At 38.1% G+C, this 22,755-nt stretch carries 20 protein-coding genes; 10 read left to right on the top strand and 10 right to left on the bottom strand.

The annotated features are described in order from the left end of the window. Positions 1-321 precede the first annotated feature (321 nt). Positions 322-762, top strand: a complete 441-nt coding sequence (locus ACIQ7N_RS00660; protein WP_402929543.1) for a CcdC protein domain-containing protein — start codon at positions 322-324, stop codon at positions 760-762. Positions 763-969: 207 nt separating this feature from the next. Further along, the gene (locus ACIQ7N_RS00655; protein ID WP_402929542.1) at positions 970-2,466 is read left to right on the top strand and encodes a carboxypeptidase M32; all 1,497 of its coding nucleotides are present in this window, start codon (positions 970-972) and stop codon (positions 2,464-2,466) included. Between the two features lie 533 nt (positions 2,467-2,999). On the opposite strand, the gene ACIQ7N_RS00650 is transcribed toward ACIQ7N_RS00655, so the two are convergent. The 4 genes from ACIQ7N_RS00650 to ACIQ7N_RS00635 form a co-directional block, all read right to left on the bottom strand. Next, positions 3,000-4,661, bottom strand: a complete 1,662-nt coding sequence (locus tag ACIQ7N_RS00650; protein WP_132359010.1) for a b(o/a)3-type cytochrome-c oxidase subunit 1 — start codon at positions 4,659-4,661, stop codon at positions 3,000-3,002. Continuing rightward, positions 4,645-5,139: a cytochrome c oxidase subunit II gene (locus ACIQ7N_RS00645; protein ID WP_132359007.1), complete on the bottom strand. Its 495-nt coding sequence runs from the start codon at positions 5,137-5,139 to the stop codon at positions 4,645-4,647. The genes ACIQ7N_RS00650 and ACIQ7N_RS00645 overlap by 17 nt, the downstream gene beginning before the upstream one ends. Positions 5,140-5,402: 263 nt before the next feature. After that, on the bottom strand, positions 5,403-5,525 hold the full coding sequence (locus ACIQ7N_RS00640; protein WP_255505077.1) for a hypothetical protein: 123 nt from the start codon (positions 5,523-5,525) through the stop codon (positions 5,403-5,405). A 358-nt stretch (positions 5,526-5,883) separates the two neighbouring features. Next, positions 5,884-6,339: a chemotaxis protein CheX gene (locus tag ACIQ7N_RS00635; RefSeq protein ID WP_142508472.1), complete on the bottom strand. Its 456-nt coding sequence runs from the start codon at positions 6,337-6,339 to the stop codon at positions 5,884-5,886. Between the two features lie 566 nt (positions 6,340-6,905). On the opposite strand from ACIQ7N_RS00635, the gene ACIQ7N_RS00630 reads away from it, so the two are divergent. Next, positions 6,906-7,520: a pyroglutamyl-peptidase I gene (locus tag ACIQ7N_RS00630; protein ID WP_248718539.1), complete on the top strand. Its 615-nt coding sequence runs from the start codon at positions 6,906-6,908 to the stop codon at positions 7,518-7,520. A 256-nt stretch (positions 7,521-7,776) separates the two neighbouring features. On the opposite strand, the gene ACIQ7N_RS00625 is transcribed toward ACIQ7N_RS00630, so the two are convergent. Both ACIQ7N_RS00625 and ACIQ7N_RS00620 read right to left on the bottom strand, forming a co-directional pair. Beyond that, the gene (locus ACIQ7N_RS00625) at positions 7,777-8,097 is read right to left on the bottom strand and encodes a DUF4183 domain-containing protein (RefSeq protein ID WP_402929540.1); all 321 of its coding nucleotides are present in this window, start codon (positions 8,095-8,097) and stop codon (positions 7,777-7,779) included. Positions 8,098-8,126: 29 nt separating this feature from the next. Beyond that, positions 8,127-8,552, bottom strand: a complete 426-nt coding sequence (locus ACIQ7N_RS00620; RefSeq protein WP_402929538.1) for a DUF4183 domain-containing protein — start codon at positions 8,550-8,552, stop codon at positions 8,127-8,129. 937 nt (positions 8,553-9,489) lie between these two features. Between ACIQ7N_RS00620 and ACIQ7N_RS00615 the strand changes: the two genes are divergently transcribed. Continuing rightward, a complete protein-coding gene (locus tag ACIQ7N_RS00615; protein WP_402929536.1) occupies positions 9,490-13,101 on the top strand; it encodes a dynamin family protein in 3,612 nt (1,203 codons plus the stop codon). 10 nt (positions 13,102-13,111) lie between these two features. Beyond that, a complete protein-coding gene (locus ACIQ7N_RS00610; RefSeq protein ID WP_402929534.1) occupies positions 13,112-13,921 on the top strand; it encodes a sulfurtransferase in 810 nt (269 codons plus the stop codon). A 19-nt stretch (positions 13,922-13,940) separates the two neighbouring features. Here ACIQ7N_RS00610 and ACIQ7N_RS00605 read toward each other — a convergent pair whose 3' ends face one another. Beyond that, positions 13,941-14,444: a hypothetical protein gene (locus ACIQ7N_RS00605; RefSeq protein ID WP_402929533.1), complete on the bottom strand. Its 504-nt coding sequence runs from the start codon at positions 14,442-14,444 to the stop codon at positions 13,941-13,943. A gap of 778 nt (positions 14,445-15,222) precedes the next feature. Here ACIQ7N_RS00605 and ACIQ7N_RS00600 point away from each other — a divergent pair. From ACIQ7N_RS00600 to ACIQ7N_RS00590, 3 genes are all read left to right on the top strand, one after another. Beyond that, entirely contained in the window at positions 15,223-16,053 is an 831-nt protein-coding gene (locus ACIQ7N_RS00600) for an MBL fold metallo-hydrolase (RefSeq protein WP_402929532.1), read from the top strand. A 57-nt stretch (positions 16,054-16,110) separates the two neighbouring features. Continuing rightward, positions 16,111-16,290 (top strand): hypothetical protein, encoded by a 180-nt coding sequence (locus tag ACIQ7N_RS00595; protein WP_402929530.1) that lies wholly within the window; start codon positions 16,111-16,113, stop codon positions 16,288-16,290. A 163-nt stretch (positions 16,291-16,453) separates the two neighbouring features. After that, positions 16,454-17,656, top strand: a complete 1,203-nt coding sequence (locus ACIQ7N_RS00590) for an NAD(P)-dependent malic enzyme (protein ID WP_402929529.1) — start codon at positions 16,454-16,456, stop codon at positions 17,654-17,656. A 42-nt stretch (positions 17,657-17,698) separates the two neighbouring features. Here ACIQ7N_RS00590 and ACIQ7N_RS00585 read toward each other — a convergent pair whose 3' ends face one another. The 3 genes from ACIQ7N_RS00585 to gdhA form a co-directional block, all read right to left on the bottom strand. Further along, entirely contained in the window at positions 17,699-18,346 is a 648-nt protein-coding gene (locus tag ACIQ7N_RS00585) for a Yip1 family protein (protein WP_402929528.1), read from the bottom strand. A gap of 168 nt (positions 18,347-18,514) precedes the next feature. Further along, entirely contained in the window at positions 18,515-19,201 is a 687-nt protein-coding gene (locus tag ACIQ7N_RS00580; RefSeq protein WP_402929526.1) for a phosphoribosylaminoimidazolesuccinocarboxamide synthase, read from the bottom strand. 186 nt (positions 19,202-19,387) lie between these two features. Further along, positions 19,388-20,761: an NADP-specific glutamate dehydrogenase gene (gdhA, locus tag ACIQ7N_RS00575; protein ID WP_402929524.1), complete on the bottom strand. Its 1,374-nt coding sequence runs from the start codon at positions 20,759-20,761 to the stop codon at positions 19,388-19,390. Between the two features lie 187 nt (positions 20,762-20,948). On the opposite strand from gdhA, the gene ACIQ7N_RS00570 reads away from it, so the two are divergent. Next, positions 20,949-21,422, top strand: a complete 474-nt coding sequence (locus tag ACIQ7N_RS00570; RefSeq protein WP_132358967.1) for a YaiI/YqxD family protein — start codon at positions 20,949-20,951, stop codon at positions 21,420-21,422. Further along, positions 21,412-22,734 (top strand): D-serine ammonia-lyase, encoded by a 1,323-nt coding sequence (locus ACIQ7N_RS00565; RefSeq protein ID WP_402929522.1) that lies wholly within the window; start codon positions 21,412-21,414, stop codon positions 22,732-22,734. Before ACIQ7N_RS00570 ends, ACIQ7N_RS00565 begins: the two co-directional genes overlap by 11 nt. Positions 22,735-22,755 lie beyond the last annotated feature (21 nt).

Raw genomic sequence — 22,755 nt, 5'->3', positions numbered from 1 at the left:
AAATGAAAAGGTGGCGAAAGTCTTTTACATTCCTAACGGGGAGGTTTTTTTATTATCAGGGAAAATGCAATAATTTTCTATAGCGAAAACAAAGTGACAGCAGAAGTTTACCACCTCTATTGAGGTAAAGAAGAATGCGGTTTTAAGTCACTTTTGGAGCGGGTGTTCAAACATCCGCTTAAATAGAGGAACTGAGTGTAAATATGCTATGTCCTGTGGCAATAACTGAGTGACCAACTTCGTATTTACCTAAAGCCTTCTGCCGAGCCATAATGATATGCTACTTTTACTAAAAATTTATTAAATAAAGAGAGGGAAGAAATGAGTAGCTACTTGGTTGTCCTTATAGTCATGATTCTTCTTATGTTAAGGGAGAAAAAAGTTAGACCAACTAGAATGTGGATAATACCGATTTTGTTAATTGGGATAACGTGTACTTCTATTTTGAGTTCAGATAAATTATCACCGAGAAGCTATATGTTGTTCTTCATTTGTTTAACAATTGGCATAGGTATCGGAATTTGGAGAGGAAAATTAGAAAAAATCCGTGTTCATCATGAAAGAGGAATCGTAACTACACAAAGCTCTATCGCTGGAGTTATTGTATTTCTAGGAATTCTTATATTGCGCCTACTTGCAGTAAAATGGGGAAAAGAGCATGCTGTCATATCCTTAACGAATGCTCTTATGTTTATACCGCTTGGTAGTGTATGTGCTCGTCGGTTTATTATTTATAGGAGATACAAACAACTTACTGGATGAAAAATATGGATTTTAAAACATTTCTGTTCCTATCTTTGGTGCAGTTGATCGAACGAGAGCGGTTGTATATGCTATTCGCAATGGAATAGTTTTGTAGAAATAAAATTGTGAACAGTTACTATTCCTATAATAAATACTATAAAGTCCATAATATACAAAATTTTCGAAAATATGATAAACTAATAGCGTGAAAAGGAGGATGTTAGCATGACCGTACAACAATTTACTGACTATGTAAAAAAAATGAAGCACTACGGAGAAGCATTAAGTGTGATTTATTGGGATATGCGCACGGGTGCACCTAAGAAAGGATTAGCTCAGCGTTCAGAGGTAGTTGGAACATTATCGGCTTCTTTATTTGACATGCAAACGAGTGAAGAGTTAGGGCAATTACTTACAGATCTAGAGGGGCAAAAGGCAGATCTTGATTATGTTACGCTGCGTTTAGTTGAGGAAGTTCGTAAAGAGTATGATCAAAATAAAAAAATTCCGGCTGATGAATATAAGACATTTGTCATTTTACAATCTAAAGCGGAAACAGCATGGGAAGAAGCAAAAGCGACGAATAATTTTGCGTTATTCCTACCTTATCTAGAGGAAATGATAAGCTGGCAGAAGAAATTCATTCAATATTGGGGGATTAAAAACGGTTCTCCGTACAATACATTACTAGATTTATATGAACCTGATATGACGACTGATGTTTTAGATCAAGTTTTTAGTCAATTACTTGAAACAATCGTTTCGCTTGTGCAAAAGATTACAGCTTCACCAAATAAACCAGCTACAAGTATTTTATTTAAGCATTTCCCTCGTGAATCTCAGCGTGCATTATCATTAGAAATGTTAGCACAACTTGGCTATGATTTTGATGCAGGTCGCTTAGATGAAAGTGTGCATCCATTTATGATTGGCTTAAATCATGGAGATAATCGTATTACAACGAAATATGATGAAAATGATTTCCGCTCAGCAATTTTTGGAACTATACATGAGTGTGGACATGCTATGTATGAGCAAAATATCGATGTCAAGCTTGATGGTTTACCGTTAGCAACAGGTACATCTATGGGCATACATGAGTCCCAATCTTTATTTTATGAAAATTTTGTAGGTAGAAACGAAAAGTTCTGGGAGCATAACTACGCGCGACTTCAAAAGTATTCACCTGAGCAATTTGGGGATGTAGCATTAGCTGAATTCCTGCGAGCAATTAATATGGTGGAGCCATCGTTTATTCGTATTGAAGCAGATGAGTTAACGTATCCACTACATATTATGATTCGCTATGAAATTGAACGTGATTTATTCAATGGCGATCTTCAAGCGAAAGATCTTCCAGAAGTATGGAATGATAAATACGAAGAATATTTAGGCATTCGTCCTGACACAGATGCAAAAGGGGTACTACAAGATATGCACTGGTCAGGTGGCATGTTTGGCTATTTCCCATCCTATGCTTTAGGAATGATTTACGCTGCACAATGGAAGCATGCAATGGATAAAGATCTTCCAAACTTTGATGAGCTGTTAGAAAAGGGAGAGCTCATACCAATTCGAGAGTGGTTAACAGACAAAGTCCATCAATACGGCGCGCTGAAGAAGCCGTTCGAATTGCTACAGGAAGCAACAGGGGAAGGCCTAAATGCAAAATACTTAGCAAACTATTTACAAGAAAAGTATACAAAGCTGTATCAGCTCTAAAGGACAAAGCGATTTCTCTGTAGTAGAGGAATCGCTTTTCATAATGTCGAAAAACAAAATGAATGTTGTGGCGTTTTCGATGAGGGTGGATCTAAGTTACTCGCTCACCTGGGGGAGGGAGTTGTGCAACTTCCTCCGTTTAAGTATTTTGCTGATTCGCTTTGGCAGAAAAACACATCTTGTTGCTGCCGCTCCGTTTCGTACATAAAAAATATGCTATGTGAATTGGCTGATTGAAGTGGAGGCTGACGACTCTTGGGGATCCGCGTCACAGATAAGACCCTGGAGCGAACTTTCGCGAGTGAAACTGCTCATCGGACGCCCCCAGGAAGCTTTGCTCTGTGCGAAAGCGAAATGTTTTCTGTGGGAAAGCGAAGCGACAGCTGCAAAGCTCACAGCCGGAACTGAAATCAACCCCTCGTTTTGCATAAAAGCTTTTCTTTAATTAATACCTTAATTACATTTTTTCAGCAAAGTAAAAAGCGATTTCTCAGCTAGAGAAATCGCTTTTTTTAAGAAGATGGAAAACATTGTTACCAAAGTTTATAGCCTTTAGAGCCTGGAGGGGAATTAGAAATAATATCGATAATTGGAATAGTGTAAGCGAATAAAATTAATGCTACTAAAATAACAAGCCATACTTTAAAGTTCTCTAGAATAGCTGGAGTAGTACCACCATTTTCATGTACTTCACCAACTGGGAATTCCTCTTCGCCTTTTGGTGCAAACCATGCTAATTTCACCACAATATAAAGTATGATGATGATAGCGATGAACAGTATTGTACCACCGACAGCTTGAGCGATTTGATAAGGAATCCAATCATATGCTTGTTGAGCACCGCCATACTCAGAGTAATCAGATCGACGAGGTGCACCGAACAGACCTGCGATATGCATAGCGGAAGACATAATTGTCATACCAGTTGCCCATAAAATAGCGGCAAAATTACCAAGATTGTTTAAAGATTTAGTCAATGTACGACCTGTTAAATATGGTATTAACCAAAATGCTGCACCGAAATAAGTTAAAACGGCTGTTGTTGCAATTGTTAAATGGAAATGCCCTGTAACCCAAATAGTATTATGGATTAATTGGTTCATTTGGTAAGAAGCATTGATGATACCGCCAGCGCCACCAGGAATAAACGCTAGCATACCGATAAATGGTACGAAGAAACGAGCATCTTTCCAAGGTAACTTTTTGAACCAGCCATAAAGACCTTTCCCACCTAATTCGCGACCACGTAATTCAAACATGGCAAACATCGAAAAGGCAGTCATTAAGGATGGTACGATTACGGCAAATGTTAAAACAACTTGTATGAATTTCCATGTGCCAGTAATACCAGGCTCTGTTAATTGGTGATGAATCCCAACTGGTACAGAGAAAATTAAGAATAGCATAAATGACAGTCTTGCTAAAGAGTCAGAGAAAATTTTCCCGCCAATAACCTTCGGAATAATAACATACCAAACCATATATGCTGGTAATAACCAGAAATAAACAAGCGCATGACCGAAATACCAGAATAATGTACGGGATAGTGCTATGTCGACACGTTCAACAAAACCTAAGGACCATGGTAGTAACTGGAATAAAACAGAAGCAGCTACACCTAGAGTTGCTACAAACCACATTAAATTATTTACAACAACCATAAATGATAGTAATGGGCTTCGTTGTCCGCTTCCCTTGTTTTCTTTACGCCACTGTGTATAGCGTAATATTTGACCCGCGCCGCCAACCCAAGAACCAACAACGACTAATGTTAGGCCAAAATAGAATATCCAGTGAGCTTTCAATGGAGCATAGAATGTATATAAAACAGATGCCTCATTAAGTAGAACCATTGTTGCAGCTGCTGCTGTACCGATAGTCATTAACCAGAAGCCGATCCAACCAAGGCGACGTTGACCGTCTGAAAAAGTCCCTGACGTACGGCTAACACTAGCAATTTGGAAACCAAAAATAAAGAATGTTGTTAAAATAAGACCGAGTAAAACACCATGTACGGTTAAAACTTGATAGTAACCAATGCCTGCTGGTAATGTAAATTGACCAGAACGAACGAAAACTTGTAATAAACCAGCAAGACCCCCTAATAACAATGCGATGAATGCCACATAAATATGTGCCATCGCAAGCTTCGCATCACGACGATCCACTTTTGTCAAATTATTGTTGAGACTCATTTGGCTTCACCACCTTTAGCATAGAGTGCATCATCGTATGTCCTGTACCACAGTATTCATTACATACGATTAAAAACTCGCCTTCTTTATTTACTGTAGTTACATATTCAGAAATGTAACCTGGTTCAAGCATCATATTAATATTTGTACCTGCAACTTCAAAACCGTGCATTACATCTGCACTCGTTGCAATAAATTTCACTTTAGCTCCAAGTGGCACTTCAATTTCTGGAGGATTGTAGTTAAATGCTGATGCTAAAACAACTACTTCGTAATCCCAATCTTTACCTTCTACTTTATGTACACCCGGGTTATCGAAAGGTGCAAATTCTCTTACTTTCTCATAATCTAGTGTTTTTTTACCATTGTTCGGATGTGAGCCTTGATGGAATGCACCGATGCCTAGAATGATAAGGAATGCTACTAAAGTAGTAACTCCAAACACAAGCCAATATTTTTCATACTTATGTAAGTGCATATGTCTCTGTCCTTTCTTAGTAGAATCATTATGCCTCGGCATAATTGCCGCTGTCGCTACGCTTTCGCGCAAATAAACAATGCTTCTGAAATCGGCTTTGTGCTTGCACAAACGATTCCGTGACATCCGCCGGAGGCTTTAACTTCTTTCAGCGGGCGTTTGAATACTCGCTGAAAAATCCGCATTCATCCACCACTTATAGAGGTGAAGACTTCTGTACCTGACGCTTCGTTTTTGCTACAAAAAACAATTGCTGAAAGAAGTTAAAAACGATTGATGAACAAATCGAAGCAGTACACCCAAAGCAAGATAATGATGATTCCTACTCCAAATACCGCATAGAGTGAACCTTTTAAATTTTCATCTGACTTTTTTTTATTTGCCATTTTTGCTCCTCCTACGCTTTTATTGTGTCTTTCTAATTGCCATGATATATAAATAAATTTCTTTTAGATGTGAAAAAAATCACATATATTGGCGAAATGTGTGAAAAAAATGTGAAGAATTGAGGGTGGAATAAAAAATAGCTAACTCAATAGTCATTGAGATAGCCACTTATTGGTTAAAATTAGAGGAATTATTATTAAAATATCTTTATTTTCAAGAAAATTTACTAATTGTATTTTGGACTTAAGCCTAATGGGGTATCCACTGTTAATTATAGAGAATGACAAAGTGTGTTCATAAATGTTTAATGAATTGGCATAGGATATATCATTTGGGATAGTTCGATATTCTAGTACTCTATTCTCCTTCAATTGTTAAAAGAACTGTCAGCGGACCAACACTTGGAATTGTAACAGGGAGTATAAATGCCTTTTCAAAGCCGTATAACTTCGTGTTGCCAACCATCACTGTTGGCGGTGTGATATCAATTTCTAAGCTTTCTTGTCCTACAGTAGTGCATAAATTTCCTGCAATCATATTCCCGAATTCTCCTGTAAAGGATTCCAACATTTCTCCTTCAAGAGGCATGCCAAACATTATATTGCCGATACCACTAAAAATTTCAGGAGAGGAATCAATGATTACACGGCCCTTTAAATCTCCTATTAAACCGATTAAAACACCCATTTGCTGTTGTTGAAATGGTTCAGAAATAATACTAGGTGTTTTTACCTCTATATCCATAGGAAGGATCGATTTTAAAGCGTGAATTGTCCCGTTTAAAATAGTTTGAAAGTACTTCGAATTACTCATCATTATCGCATCCTTTTTCCGACTTTTCTACATCTTACCATGTTAAATGGGTAAGATGAAAGTATGTCTTGACGAATTAATGGGAAATTTATATTATATTAATGAGAATGATTTTCAAAATCAATAAATGGACGTAAGACTTTTCGAATACAAATATTTATTTATTAAAAGGAGCGGTTAGCGATGACATTCGTATTTATTGGAGCGGCAGTGGTTATCTATATTGGAGTGGGAAAACACGTTATGAAACAGGCGACTGCACATTTGAAATAAGAGGATATCAATTAAGACAATTATTATATAGGTAGAGCATGATCTAAGTAATTTTGAGATCATGCTTTTTTTATCGATCTTTCATAAAAAGGGGAGAGTTGTTTGTTTTTTCTGAAATATATTGTAAATGGGAGTCGCTTTTTGTAGAATTAAAAAAATTAGTTATATGGTGCAATGTGGGTCATTGATGAATACAGTCGTTATTTAGGTTACAGAATTCGCACTAGAAATAACAATAATAAAAAAGGATGGGCAATCAAGCGATGTCCTATAGAAATTAAGGTGAAGATAACATGACAAAAATATTGTTAACAGGGTTTGTACCATTTCTTGAGTATAAAATTAATCCAACAATGCAAATTGTAGAAAACTTACATGGAGAAATGATGGATGGCTATGAAATTATAGGACGCATTTTGTCAGTAGATTTTCAGCAATCTGCTCAGCAGCTAAAACAATATATTGCTGAGATAAAGCCAGAAATCATTATTTCATTAGGCTTAGCTGGAGGACGTTTTAAAATAACACCTGAGCGAATAGCGATTAATATTAAAGATGGCGAAGCGGATAATAATGGTTATACACCAACAGATGAGAGCATTTATGATGGCGGTGAAGACGCGTATATAACGAATTTACCTATTAGAAATATGGTGAATCGATTATGCAAAGAGGGGTATCCAGCGGAAATATCAAATACGGCGGGTACCTATTTATGCAACAATATTATGTATGAAGGGCTAGTTTATGCAAAGCAACATAAAGGAGTCCGCGCTGGATTTATTCATATTCCTGCGTCATTTGATTTGGCGATTCAGCATGGAAAAATCCCGGGATGGAATATTCAAGATTTAATAACATCTATTAGGCTCTGTATCGAGGAGACAATTCGTGCAACAAATGATTGACTTTCCTATTAGTGAGTCGATCAAATGCATTGATTCAAAACAGGCTTGTACATGTCAAAAGTATTCTAACATCAAATGGAGTGATGTCATGTCAGTATAGCAAAAGAAAAAAGTGCACTGGATTATGAAAATGGAAAATAACAATAATGGATGCTCTTAAATTTTATAAGGCATCCATTATTGTTATTATATGAAGATTATTTTAGATTCGTATAACAACATCCATTTCTTTCTCTTCCCAATTTCCCGAAGCTGATTAAAGTGTAGTCACTAATTCAACAGCCTCAACAATAATTGGTGTTCCTGCTGGTAAAGTGCCTGTAACAGTTTGGAATGTTAATTCTGTTGCAGAAACTGAATAGGAACCACCCTCCTGAAGCACCCCATTTATATATAAATTATAGTACCCGTTTGTTACGATTGGGAAAGTAGTTGCAGCAGAACCGCTATCATTTAAAAAGGTAGTAGCTGCAAGTGTTGTACCATCAGAGATCGTTAAAGGTGTTGCTAAAACATTGAAAAATCTAGTCGAAGTACCTGTAACATTGACATGAATATTAATAATAGAAAGTGCCACTTATTTTCACCCCCTTTCAGGTTTGTTTCTTACATTGCAGTAAATCCTAATGATTCTATGATGATTGGAGTTCCTTTATAAATTGTTGATTTATCTGGACTTAAGGTTAATGAGGTTGGGATTATAGTATAAATGCCACCTTCCTGCATTACGGCATTGATATAAAGATTAACGTAGCCATTCGGATTAAAAATCTTAAATTCAGTTGCTAGGTTTCCATCATCATCCCAAAATTGGCTAGCAAGTAGTGTCACCCCATTCGTTAAATGAATATCTGATGTAGCAATAAAGAAATATCTATTTACTGTTGGAATGATTGTTCCAATAGGTTTAATAACCGGGGGAGGCTCTACCGAAGGAATGGTACTAGCTTTTATTCGAGGCCAAATAAACCGATCTTCACACCCACATTTACATTCTTGCTCGATTTTACCGTGACCTCTATAATTCACCATTTTTTTATCACCTCATTTAATTGTTTGTCCCTCATTTCGTTTTGTAGTTATAATTTCCACTGCATTTAGAAATTTTAGTATGGCAATCGCATAATATCTCTTTTTAAAACTTAATTTTCCTTACCTTAAAATATGGAGAAAATTATTATTTACTTAGTTGTGCAACCATTGTGGAATAGAAACTAGTAGTTTAATAAATGGCCTACCTTTGTTAGAGACTCTGGAGCGAAGCGGCTTATCGGACGCCCCCAGGAAGGTTTGCTCGGTAGCGACAGCAACAATGATTTACCTATGCGAAAGCGGAGCGACAGCAACAATGTATTAACTGTGCGAAAGCGAAGCGACAGCAACAATGTATTAACTGTGTGATAGCGAAGCGACAGCAACAATGTTTTACCTGTGCGAAAGCGAAGCGACAGCAACAATGTTTTACCTGTGCGAAAGCGAAGCGACAGCAACAAAGCGCCGAGTTGGAACGTAAATCAACCACACGTTTTGAGAGTGAGCCTGAATAATGCATTTTTTTTGATTAAACAGGACGATATGGATGAATATGGCGTCTGAAACCTTTATATATGTGCTTTTCAAAGTAAATTAGTGTTATACTTTGCTTGTCGAATAAGGTAGAATACTAATTATGACTATCTTCATTCAGAAAAATACCACCTCTGAAGTGGTAAGATGAATGCGGATATTGTTACTTTCTAAACATTACTGTAATAGAGGAACTCAGTCTAAGAACGTCACGTCCTATGGCAATGACTGAGTGACCAACATCGTGTTGCTGCCGTTGCGTTAGCACTTGCTTTCTCCTGCGGATGTCATGGATTTTTAAAGGAGTGAAATTGTGCATTGTTGATCGGCGCGAAAGCGAAGTGACAGCGGCAATTACGCCAAGGCGAAATTGATTAATATGAATAAAGGGGTTACTGGTTTTATGAATGATTTTGAACAACAGTTGGAGGCGCTATTAAAGCAAGCTTCGTTACAATACATAATTTATCAGCATAATGGTGATACAGAGCGTATGGATAAGACATCACTTTTTGCGCGTAAAATACAGCAAAAAGAATATGTTATCGGCTTTGCTGGCCATTTCTCTGCTGGTAAGTCTAGTATGATTAACGCGCTATCAGGTGAAGATTTACTTGCGTCAAGTCCTATTCCAACGAGTGCCAATATCGTCAAAGTCCATAAATCAGATGAAGACTTTGCGATTGTCTATATGCACAATGAAAAACCTGTAAAATTTGAAGCAGGTTATGATTTTAAAACAGTGAAAGAGCTTAGTAAAAATGGGGACCTAGTGTCTCAAATTGAAATTGGTCATAGTACATCGACATTACCATTAGGCGTTACAGTGATGGATACGCCAGGTGTCGACTCGACAGATGATGCACACCGTATGTCAACAGAGTCAGCCCTTCATATTGCTGATATCGTATTTTATACAATGGACTACAATCACGTGCAATCAGAATTGAATTTTCAATTTACAAAGCAATTAATGAAGTACAATCCAAACGTTTATTTAATCGTAAATATGATTGATAAGCATAATGAAAATGAATTAAGCTTCGAGGAATTTAAAGCAACTGTTCACAATTCCTTTGCAGCTTGGGGAGTAGTACCTAAAGGTGTATTTTTCACTTCATTAAGAGAGCCTGAGCACCCTCATAATGATTTTAAAGCTGTTAAAAAAATTGTTATGGATAGTATGAATGATTGGCAGGATCAACTTGTACAGACAGCATCAAATACACTGCGTTTATTACAAAGTGAACATGACACTTATTTATCAGAAGAAAGAGAAGATCGTTTAGACATCGATGAAGATGTATTAAGTGCCGATGACTGGGCAAACCATAAAGATATTTTAGAGCAGTACAATAAACTAAATCGTCAAGTTGAATTGTTCTCGATTGAGGCATGGAATGAAACGTTCGAGGACCAGCGTAAAGAACTTCTTGCGAATGCTGCCATTATGCCAGCTGATTTACGCGATAAATTACGTCTATATTTAGAGAGTCAGCAAGAGGGTTTCAAGGTAGGAGGCTTATTTACTGCTAAGAAAAAAACAGAGGAAGAGCGTAACCGCCGCAAAGAGGATGCCTATAGTGCCTATCAAAATGTTGTGCATGCACAAATTACTGGACATTTAAAGGGGCTAATGAAAAAGGTCTTAAAGGATGTTAGTGCATTAAATGAAGAACGTGCTACCGCTATTGATGCCTATGCCTTTGAATTGCCATTCGCCCTTATTGAGCAGCAGGTACAAGTTGGTGCTCTATTAACTGGAGATGCAGTTCTAAACTTCGCAAACCGTGTAGCAGAGGCAACAAAACGCTACTTCATCCAGGAAACAGATAATTGGAAGGATGCACAAGCGACAATTTTAGAAGCAGTGGCTACTGAAATAGCTGCACCATCTAAATTAAAAATGGCTGGGATGCAAGCGAAAGTTGATGCTATTCAGGCAGTGCTTGAAATCGAGGGTTATCAACAATATAGTGCGAGTATTATGCATCAGGCAAGCAATGAAATACGTCAGCTAGCAAATCAACAGCTTACAAGATGGAATCAAGCCTTTAAGCAAGATTTAGCGGATATTCGATTGTTTGATGAATCGATGTTAAAGCCAAAAGAGGAAGCGTTACAACAGGAAGAGGCACAGCAAGCAGTAAGTGCAACAAGCCTACCTATTGAGGGTGTAGTGAAGCGTGCACTTCATACGGCAAACTCGGTAAAGGATGTACAAGGCTTTGCGGAAGTAGCAACTTACTTAGAAAATAAAGTAGAACGATTACAGAAAAAAGATTTCACAATCGCGCTTTTCGGTGCATTTAGTGCAGGGAAATCTTCATTCTCTAATGCGTTAATGGGTGCTAAAGTTTTACCAGTATCACCAAACCCAACTACAGCGGCTATTAATAAAATTCGTCCTGTGACACCAGAGCATCCGCATGAAACAGCCGATGTACTGTTAAAAACAGCTGACCAAATGCTAGAGGATATTCAAGCTTCATATGCAGCAGTTGGTTTATCAGTTTCTTCTTTAGAAGAAGCATTTACTCGTGCAGATGAAGGGCTTGCGGTACAGCTATCGGACGAACGCTTAAATGTGCATAAATCATTTATTCGTGCATATAAAGAAGGATTCCCAACATTTAAGTCTGAGCTTGGAAAAGTATTACGTGTTAACCGTGAAGAGTTCGAAAAATTTGTTGCGCAGGAAAATAAATCATGCTTTGTCGATAATATTGATTTCTATTATGATAGTCCGTTAACACGCATGGGTGTCACACTCGTTGACACACCAGGAGCAGATTCTATTAATGCGCGTCATACAGGAGTTGCGTTTGAATATATTCGTAATGCTGATGCAATCTTGTTTATTACTTATTATAATCATGCTTTTGCTAAAGCTGACCGTGAGTTTTTAATTCAGCTAGGGCGTGTGAAGGATGCCTTCGAACTTGATAAGATGTTCTTTATCGTCAATGCGATTGATTTAGCGACAACAGAAGAAGAGCAGGAAGATGTAAAAGGCTATGTACGTTCAGAGCTACAACGCTTTGGCATTCGCTTCCCTCGACTTTACGGTGTATCAAGCTTATTGGCATTGAAGGAAAAAGTAGAGGGTGCTGATTTAACATCAGGTATGCCACCTTTCGAAGATGCCTTCCATACATTCTTAAATGATGAATTAAGTGCATTGGCTGTTCAGGCACTTGCAGAAGAAGTTGATAAAACGGAGCAACGTTTAGGTGACTTAATTGCGCAGACTGAAGAGAACTTAAAGCGTAAGGATGAGCGTTTAGAGGAATTAACAACTCTTGAACAGCATATAACATCGAAGTTTAATTCACTTAATACAAGTATGTTAGAAAGTGAAACGAAGCAAGAACTTGATGAATTATTATATTATGTTCTTCAGCGTGTGTATTATCGTTATCCAGAGTTCTTTAAGGAAGGCTACAATCCTTCAATATTTGCAGCAATGCCAGCACAGCAAGCATTAGAGCATGCTTTAAAAGAAGTCATGCAAAGTTTACGCTTTGACTTTACACAAGAAATGCGAGTAACAAACTTCCGTTTATCACAGTTTATTAATAAGAAGATGCAATTACGCTTTAAAGATGAAGTACGTGAGCTGAAAGAATTAAACCGTAGCTTCTCGTTCCTAGCGTTTGAATCTTCCGAGCCAGATTTACTTGATTTTGAAGGACCATTTACAGATATCGCAAAATATTCGAGTGTTAAATCACACTTCCGCAATCAAAAGGCATTCTTTGAGAAGAATGAAAAAGTGAAGCTAAGTGAGGCACTTGAAGTATTAACAAAACCAGATGCGCAAAACTATTTAGATTCACAGAAAGTATCCCTTATGACATGGGCTATTACCTATATTGCTGAGGAGGCAGAGCAATTACGTCTGCATATTTACCATCAGGCACTTGAACAAATTGCAACAGAAAGACTTGCACTTCAGGAAGAAAGTCGTTTAGCTTCTTGGAAAGCTATTTACGAACAATTACAATACGCATGAGGTGATTCGTTTGGGAAAAGTATTCAAATCAGTTGAGGAAATTCAGTTAGATGGAGTCCGTTTCGTAGATGCTCGCTTTGATTTACAAAACAAAGAGGCAGGGAATAAACTATTCGAAGAGGGACACGCACCAGGAGCGGTTTATATCGATCTAGAGCAGGATCTATCAGATATGAGGTCAAGCAATGGCCGCCATCCTATGCCAAATAAAGAAAAGCTATCGGCATTATTTCAAGGATTAGGATTACACTATGAAGATCAAATTGTCGTTTACGATCAAGGCGCTGCACCATTTGCACCACGTGCCTGGTGGATGCTGACATATGCGGGCTTTCCAAATGTAGTGATTGTGAATGGTGGTGCACCTGCACTCGAGGAAAAAATATCTTTTACAAAAGACATTATAAAATACCCACCGTCTACGATTGAATTTGTTTGGCGAGATGAACTGTATGCTCCACGTGAAGCAGTAAAAGCCATTGTCGATGGAGAAGTCAAAGCAACGTTGCTTGATGCACGTGCCGCAGCTCGCTACCGTGGTGACATAGAGCCTCTTGATATGGTAGCTGGGCATATACCAACGGCTAAAAACTTTGACTGGGAACAATTAAAGTCAGATGGTCGTCTACAAGCGAATGATGAGTTACGCAGCAAGGTTTCTCAAGACGAGCACGTTGTTGTGTATTGCGGCAGCGGTGTTACAGCATCGCCATTGTATGCAGTACTAGCAGATGAAGGTTATGAAAATATTCAACTGTATGTAGGTAGCTTTAGTGACTGGATTACACAATATGATGTAGAAAAAGGAACTAATGAATAAATGATTGAGGAAGAAACGCTCACTTTTGTGGGCGTTTTTTGTTTTTTATTGGAGTGGAAAGGGGAGTAAGGGCGGAGCGACGGAACGAAAAAACGAAGGGAGGTAAAGGAAGGCAAGTTTGACTGATTGAAAAACAGAAGTGACGGAAAGAAAGGTAAGAGCGACGTAAGGAAGTCAAAGCAACGGAAAGAAGAGCCGAAGTGACGGAAGGAAAGAGTGAAACGACGGAAAGAATCCCCAGAATGACGGAAAGAAAGCCCGAAGCGACGGAAAGAAGTGACGGAAGGAAGTCAAAGCGATGGAAAGAAGATCCGAAGTGACGGAAATAAGAGTCAAAGCGACGGAAAGAAGAGCCGAAGTGACGGATCGCGAACATCTCTGATAAAAGTGCAAGAATCGCTGATAAAATCGCAAACATCGCTGATAAAACCGTGAACATCGCTGATAGAACCGCATACATCGCTGATAAAACCGTGAACATCGCTGATAGAACCGCATACATCGCTGATAAAACCGTGAACATCGCTGATAGAACCACAAACACACATCGCTGATAGAATCGCGAAAAAGCTTGTTAGCAGCGTTCTTTGTGTGGTTAGCGGCGAAACTCAAAGTTTTAGCGGCGAATTCCAACGTAAGATGTAAAATTCAGGAAAACTAAAATCAGGGTTGAAAAACTTTGTATAGAATTTTACACAATATTAAGGACTTGACGCGGAAGGGAAGTCAAAGCGACGGAAAGAAGAGCCGAGGTGACGGAAAGAAATCCAAAGTCGCCCCGCCCAAAACGTGGATAGAATCGTCAAAAACGTGGATAGTCCCGCTCAAATCGTGGATAGAAATGTCAAAATCATGGATAGCCCCCCCAGGATAGAATCGTCAAAATGATGGATAGTCCCACCAAAACGTGGATAGACCCGTCAGAGCGACGGAAAGAAAAGCTGAAGCGACGGAAAGAAGAGCCGAGGTGACGGATAGAAATCCAAAGTCGTGGATAGCCCCCCAATCGTGGATAGAATCGTCAAAATGATGGATAGCCCCCAATCATGGATAGCCCCACCCAAAACATGGATAGAATCGTCAAAAACGTGGATAGCCCCACCCAAATCATGGATAGCCCCATCAAAGCGAACAATTATGAAACAATATATGAGGATTGTACCCTCTGCTACCGTAATCTGGACTTTTCTAATGAATCCATGGTCTCTCTAAATGCTAGGAGGTTTAACGAGTTGTGATGTATTCATAAAATGACTGGTTATTCATTTTATGCTACACTCTTTTTACAAAGGGGGAAAAGGATGATTAAACGAGAGAAAAGTATAGAGATTCAACAAAATCGTGATGTGCAATGTGCTCACGGTAAAGTGGCAGTTCATGGGATAGGAATGAGTGTTTATAGTTTTTTTGTGGATGGTTTACTAATTGATACAGGCTCATATTCACTTTCACGGGAGTTCCAATCCTTTTTTAACGAAATACCGATTGAGCAATTGGCGCTCACACATTCTCATGAGGATCACTCAGGAAATGCAGCGTGGATTCAGCAACACAAGGGTGTACCTATCTATGTTCATCGTGATTCGGTGAGCCTTTGTGCAAAGGATGGGGAGTATCCTTTTTATCGGCAGGCATTATGGGGTGAGCGACCAGCGTTTATTGCCCAACCATTTAGCAATACATTACAAACGAAATCAGCTAAATGGGACGTTATCGAAACACCAGGGCATACGACAGATCATGTATCATTTTACAATCGAGAAACAGGTGCTATGTTTACAGGTGATCTGTATATACAGACGAAAACTAAGGTTGTCCTTGATGAAGAAAATATCGTACATACCTTGGCGTCATTGAAGAAAATATTAAACTATGATTTCGAAGAAGTTTATTGCTGTCATGCGGGCTTATTAGCGGATGGTCGAGCGAAAATACAAGAAAAAATTGCTTATTTAGAAGAAATGGAACGCAATGTAAGGCAATTATTTGATAAAGGTTATTCGGTAGAAGAAATAACAAAATCAATCTTTTCTCGTGATTACCCGATTACCAAAGTATCGGAAGAACAGTGGTCTTCCAAGCATATTATCACTGCTTTTATAAATAAGTTTGCGCAAGAGTCCTTAAAATAAGGGCTCTTTTTTTGGGCTTTGAAACGAGTGATTCATACTTGAGGATGCATAAACTTTGTGAAAAAATGTGAAGAAAATGTGACGGAACCAGCTGGGATAATGGATACGCTTACATTAGTTTGTGAAAAAATTCTCATTTACACAAGAAAAATACTATGTGAAAAGTTGAACAGGCTTAGTGGCGGTATTTGTACATTTTTTATAAAGCTAATTGATTTAAATGTTATATTAAAATAATTGATTGTGAACTTAATAACAAAGGGTGAAATTAGTAGAACTAATAATAAATAGCGTTATTTCGAAGGAAAATTAAAATTGACAGAAAATTCGTTGACTTTATTTTCACAAAGTATTATGATTCTGGAATATATAATAATTGAAAAGAAAAGGATGGGATTGAATGGATATTATGAAAAAGGCTTTAGAAATGCACGAGTATTATAGTGGGAAATTAGAGGTGATTTCTAAAGTACCTGTGCAAGATTCATATGATTTAAGTCTCGCGTATTCGCCAGGGGTAGCTGCGCCTTGTGTAGAGATTGAAAGAAATCCATCGCTTGTTTACGACTATACAATGAAAGGGAATATGGTAGCGGTTGTTTCAGATGGTACGGCGGTATTAGGGTTAGGGGATATTGGCCCGAAGGCAGCATTACCAGTAATGGAGGGGAAGGCTATTTTATTAAAGCGTTTTGCCAATGTTGATGCTTTTCCTATTTGTTTAGATACGAAAAATGCGGATGAAATCGTCAGCATTGTGAAGGCGCTTGCTCCCACTTTTGGTGCTGTAAATTTAGAAGATATATCAGCGCCAAGATGCTTTGAAATTGAAGATCGTCTGCGCCAAGAATGTGATATTCCTGTGTTCCATGATGATCAGCATGGAACGGCGATTGTAGTAGGTGCAGGGATGATTAATGCCAATCGTATTGTGAAGAAAGATGTGGCAACGATGAAGGTCGTTATTAATGGTGCAGGAGCAGCCGGTATTGCTATTTTGCGTATTCTTGTGCAAATGGGCTATAAAAATATTTATATGTGCGATACAAAAGGTCTCATTTATGAAGGTCGCGCTGAAGGTATGAATCCAATTAAAGACACAGTGGCCCATTTAACAAATCCTGAAAAAATACACGGAACATTGGAAGATGCCATTAAAGGTGCTGATGTCTTTATCGGCGTATCGGTTGCTAATTTATTAACAGAAGCACATATTGCTTCAATGAATGATGATCCAGTCGTGTTTGCACTAGCAAATCCAAATCCTGAAATTACGTATGAAAATGCTAAAGCATGGGGTGTACGTATTATGGGGACAGGACGCTCCGATTATCCAAATCAAATTAACAATGTGCTTGCTTTCCCTGGTATTTTCCGTGGGGCATTGGATGTTCGAGCAACAGATATTAATGAGGCTATGAAAATAGCTGCAGTGGAAGCGATAGCCGCTCTTGTAAGTGATAAAGAATTAACGGAGGAATATATTGTACCTAAATCATTAGATGAGCGGGTTGTTGAAATTGTTTCCCAAGCTGTAAGTGGAGCAGCTGTTGAGTCTGGTGTGTCGGAGCTATTCCAACAAAATACAGTGCTTTCAGTTTAACGTGAAAAAATCTCCCACTCTCATAGAGAGAGGGGAGATTTTTTACGTTCTGGCTAAAATGCCGATAGCTGCAAAGAGAACAATCATCAGAATAATAAGGACAATGAGAAGAATGCCTGGGATATAGAGTGTAAAGAAGGCCCTCCAATTGGTTATTTGGTGTGCTTCTGCAATAATTCCTACTGTAATAATAAGGTTCCAAATTGCAACCACAATCGATAATAAAATTGCAATCCAAATAACCCAAGGGTAAGGCCCGGCGAAGTCAGGATCCATTAAAGACTCAGGTGATGTAAATAACCAAATTAAATAAAAAGGAATAAGGACTATAGATGGAATAGCAGTTAAACTTAATCCTTTGAATAAGTGTGAGTACGTACCTGTCCCTTTAAAAAGTTTACCGAACAGCCAAGCGATTAGTGCAAGAAAAGCTGTACCGATTATTCCTGAAATCGGTGCTACAATAACACAAAATAGTAAGATAAGCCAAGGAGACAAGTCTATCACGGATATTTTATCAATAAGGTCTGAAAGTGTAACACCAATATAACCAATTGACAAAAGAAGAAGAGCAAAACCAATTGATTTTTCTTCTATCATGTAACGGGTTGTTTGCTTTGGGTGCAACCAAATAGACAAAAATGGATTAACCTTTAGCCTTTCTTGTGATCTTTCATTAAAGTCATCCATTAAATTACCTCCAAAATAATAGTATAAATGCATGATGCGTATAATTAGTATACGAGTGATTCGATGAAAAGTTTCGAAAAAACATTTTAGACAAAAAGAGCCGCAAGAAAGCGACTCTTTTGGAATACTCGTATCTAGTCAGGCATGGCATTTTAATAGAATAGTTTTTTACTCAGCCAACATAATTTTTTCAAGCTCTAATGGTTCTATGTATTGTTCGCCTTTGTAAGCACGCATATTACCACCTGAAATTTCATCTATTAATAAAATTTCATTTGTTTTAGCATCGCGGCCAAACTCTAGTTTGATATCATAAAGTGTTAACCCTTTTTTGTCAAGCTCTGCAGCAACAAATTTAGCAATTTCAATTGTACGTTGCTTTAAAATTGCGTATTCTTCATGTGCTAACAGGTTTAACATGGCTAAAGCATCTTCAGAAATGGGAGGATCTAGTCGATCATCATCTTTGATGGTAACTTCTACGAAAGAATCTAAGTCTTGTCCTTCTTTTACGTAAGCACCATAGCGACGTAGGAAAGAGCCAACTGCCTTGAAGCGGCAAATGACCTCTAAACCCTTACCAAAAACAGTTGCAGGCTTTACTGTCATTGTTGCATCGTTGAAGTTTGCATCAACGTAGTGAGTAGGAACACCTTGTTCGTTTAATTTTGAGTAGAAATAAGAAGTTAAGCGAAGTCCAGCTAAACCAGCGCCGTCGATTGTTAACCCTACAGTATTAGCACCTGGGTCGAATACGCCGTTTTCTCCAGTTACATCATCTTTAAATTTTAATAAGTAATGACCATCTTCTAATTGAAACACATTTTTTGTTTTACCTGTATACAATAATTCCACAAAAAACCCTCCAATATTTCGTAGTACTTCATTAGTATAACACGAATGTTTTAAATATTTAATACTAAAAATGTTCGTTTTAAACGATACTTTTTTATGTTTTTAACTTTATTTCTATTGACAAAACAAGGTGATAACGAATGTTCGTTATCACCTTGAATGATTGAAAGGATTCTGAAATTAATATTAATAAACGCCTTCAGCTAGCATACCATCAGCCACTTTTATGAAGCCAGCGATGTTCGCGCCAACTACAAGATTTCCGGGGTAGCCATATTTTTCAGCAGCTGCTTTGCTGTCCGCATAAATGTTTTTCATAATTTCATGTAATTTAGCATCTACTTTTTCAAATGACCAGAAAACGCGACTTGAATCTTGCGCCATTTCAAGAGCAGATACAGCAACACCTCCGGCATTAGCAGCTTTAGCAGGACCAAATAATACGCCAGCATTTAAGAATTCATTAATTGCTTCAAGATCTGATGGCATGTTTGCACCTTCACCAATAGCTTTCACTCCGTTTGAGATTAAAGTACGAGCTGAATCGCCATTGATTTCATTTTGTGTAGCACATGGAAGCGCGATGTCACAAGGGATCGTCCAGATACCAGTGCAACCTTCTGTAAATGTAGCATTTGGACGATAGTTTAGGTAAGTAGAGATACGATCGCCTTTTACTTCTTTAATTTCTTTAATTGCATCAAGATCTAAACCTTCTGGGTCATAAACATAGCCTGAAGAGTCAGAGCAAGCAACAACTTTTGCGCCATAAGCTTGTGCTTTTTCAATCGCATATGTTGAAACGTTACCAGAACCAGAAACTACAACTGTTTTACCTTCAAATGAATCGTTGACATCTTTTAGCATTTCGTTTACAAAATATACAGTACCATAACCAGTTGCCTCTTTACGGGCTAAAGAACCACCGTAGCCAGGAGTTTTACCAGTTAATACACCAGATTCGCTTGCTTTTGTTAAACGCTTATATTGGCCCCATAAATAACCTACTTCACGAGCGCCAACACCGATATCACCTGCTGGAACATCGACATCTGGACCAATATGGCGGTATAATTCAGTCATGAATGCTTGACAGAAACGCATAATTTCCGAATCTGATTTACCTTTAGGATCGAAGTTTGAACCACCTTTACCACCACCGATTGGTTGGCCTGTTAAAGCATTTTTAAAGATTTGTTCAAAGCCTAAGAATTTGATAATGGATTCATTTACGGAAGGGTGGAAGCGAAGACCGCCTTTGTATGGCCCCATTACGTTGCTGTATTGTACACGGTAACCACGGTTTACTTGAACATCGTTGTTATCATCTTGCCAAGCTACACGGAAAGAAATGATACGATCTGGCTCAACGATACGAGATAAGATATTGGCTTTAATATATTCAGGGTGTTGTGCAAATACAGGCACTAATGAAATGAAAATTTCTTCAGCTGCTTGTAAGAACTCTGCTTGATAACTATTTTGTTGTTTTAGTTGCTTGAATACGCCATCAACGTATTCTTTTGCTAATTGTTCGTTGCTTACAGTTGTAGTTGTCATAGTAAAAAACCTCCAGTTATTTGATAGTTGTATCGTATATCTATTTTTCACACTATTCAATAAAATACTTTTTCCAACAGTCTAAAGTTTGTGAAAAATTGAACAATCGAGGGGAGGAATTTATTATATTGAAATAATAACAGGTTGAGCGATCTATCTAATTATGAGAAAGGAATGATGCTTTATTGTGAAGGTTTTAATTGACGCTGATGCCTGTCCAGTCGTGGATTTAGCGTTATCTATATCATCTGAGTTTGAGATTGAAACAATCTTGTTTTGCGATACATCCCACCGTATCGAACGTGATAATGTAATAACAATTATGGTTCCAAAGGGTCCGGATTCGGTTGATTTTACGCTAGTGAATGCGCTTTCAAAACATGATATTGTCATTACACAGGATTATGGTTTAGCAGCTATGGTTTTGGCAAGAGGAGGTTATCCAATCGATCAAAATGGAAGAGAGATGTCTAATGAAAATATCGAACGTTTGCTCGATATGCGCCATGTTGGACAGAAAATTAGACGTGCTGGAGGACGGACGAAAGGGCCTAAAAAACGAACTCAAGAAAACAATATTTCGTTTGAATTGAAATTTCGACAAATTTGTGAACGAGCGATTTTAGCTCAAAAAATGGAGGAATCTGAAGGTGGAAAATGAGCGTAAACACGAACTATTAAATCAATTTCCGGGACTAAACGAGTTAGCAAATTATCATACTGTACTTTGGGAAAATACAAATCGAGAAAAAAAGGCGCAAACAAATCTTTTTTCAATGGAGGAAGTTGAGGAGGCAGAGGAAACGCTTAAACGCTTTTCTTCCTATTTAACTTTAGCATTTCCAGAGCTTTTGGAAAGCAAAGGGCTTATTGAATCGTCTTTACTAGATATACCTTGCATGAAGAAAGCTCTTGAAAAAGAATTTGATGTATTAATACCAGGTCAATTTATCTTAAAATGCGATCATGCCTTGCCAATTTCCGGCTCTATTAAAGCACGTGGTGGTATTTTTGAAGTATTAAGGCAGGCAGAACGGCTTGCGATCGCTAGTGGCAAGCTAACAAAAGAGGATAGTTATGCGATGCTGGCAACAGAGGACTTTCAATCGTTCTTTCAGCAATACACAATTGCCGTAGGTTCTACAGGTAATTTAGGATTGAGTATCGGCATTATGGGCAAAAAACTCGGCTTTAATGTCGTTGTACATATGTCGAGTGATGCAAAAGAGTGGAAAAAAGCATTACTGCGTGAAAAAGGTGCGACAGTTATTGAATATGAAGCAGATTATAGTGTTGCTGTAGAACAAGGTCGTCGAGAGGCTGAACAAGATCCTATGTGTCATTTTATTGATGATGAAAATTCGAAGTACCTATTTGCCGGCTATGCAGTGGCAGCAAAGCGTTTAAAAGCGCAGTTTGAAAAGACGAATATTTCTGTGGATGCTGCCCATCCATTGTTCGTGTATTTACCATGTGGTGTAGGTGGAGGACCAGGGGGGATTGCGTACGGGATACGTGAAATTTTTGGAGAGCATGCCCATATATTTTTCGCAGAGCCCGTAGCATCTCCTTGTATGACAATTGGCTTAATGACAGGTTTACATGATGAAGTTAGTGTAGAAGATATCGGTCTTACTAATAAAACCGAAGCAGATGGCCTTGCTGTTGGTCGTGCGTCAAAATTTGTTGGCAAAGTGATGGAAACATATATTAGTGGTTGTTATACAGTGAAAGATGAAGAATTATTTACGTCACTCGGTTTAGCGATGGATTCGGAAGGCCTGTTTTTAGAACCATCTGCACATGCAGGGATGTTCGGACCAATTCAGTTAATGAAAAATGGACAAAGTTATTTAGAAAAGCATGATTTAGTTAATAAGATGGAGCAAGCTACCCATCTTGTATGGGCAACAGGTGGAAGTATGGTGCCGGAGGAAATGCGTGAGGAATACATGGCAAAGGTGTGCCGGTAGCAAGAATGAATGATTAAGGTA

The sequence above is a fragment of the Lysinibacillus sp. NPDC095746 genome (assembly GCF_044763535.1).
In the GTDB taxonomy this organism is placed as follows: domain Bacteria; phylum Bacillota; class Bacilli; order Bacillales_A; family Planococcaceae; genus Lysinibacillus.
Note: the sequence above shows the minus strand (reverse complement) of the source record. Positions and strands in the feature narration are given on the sequence as shown.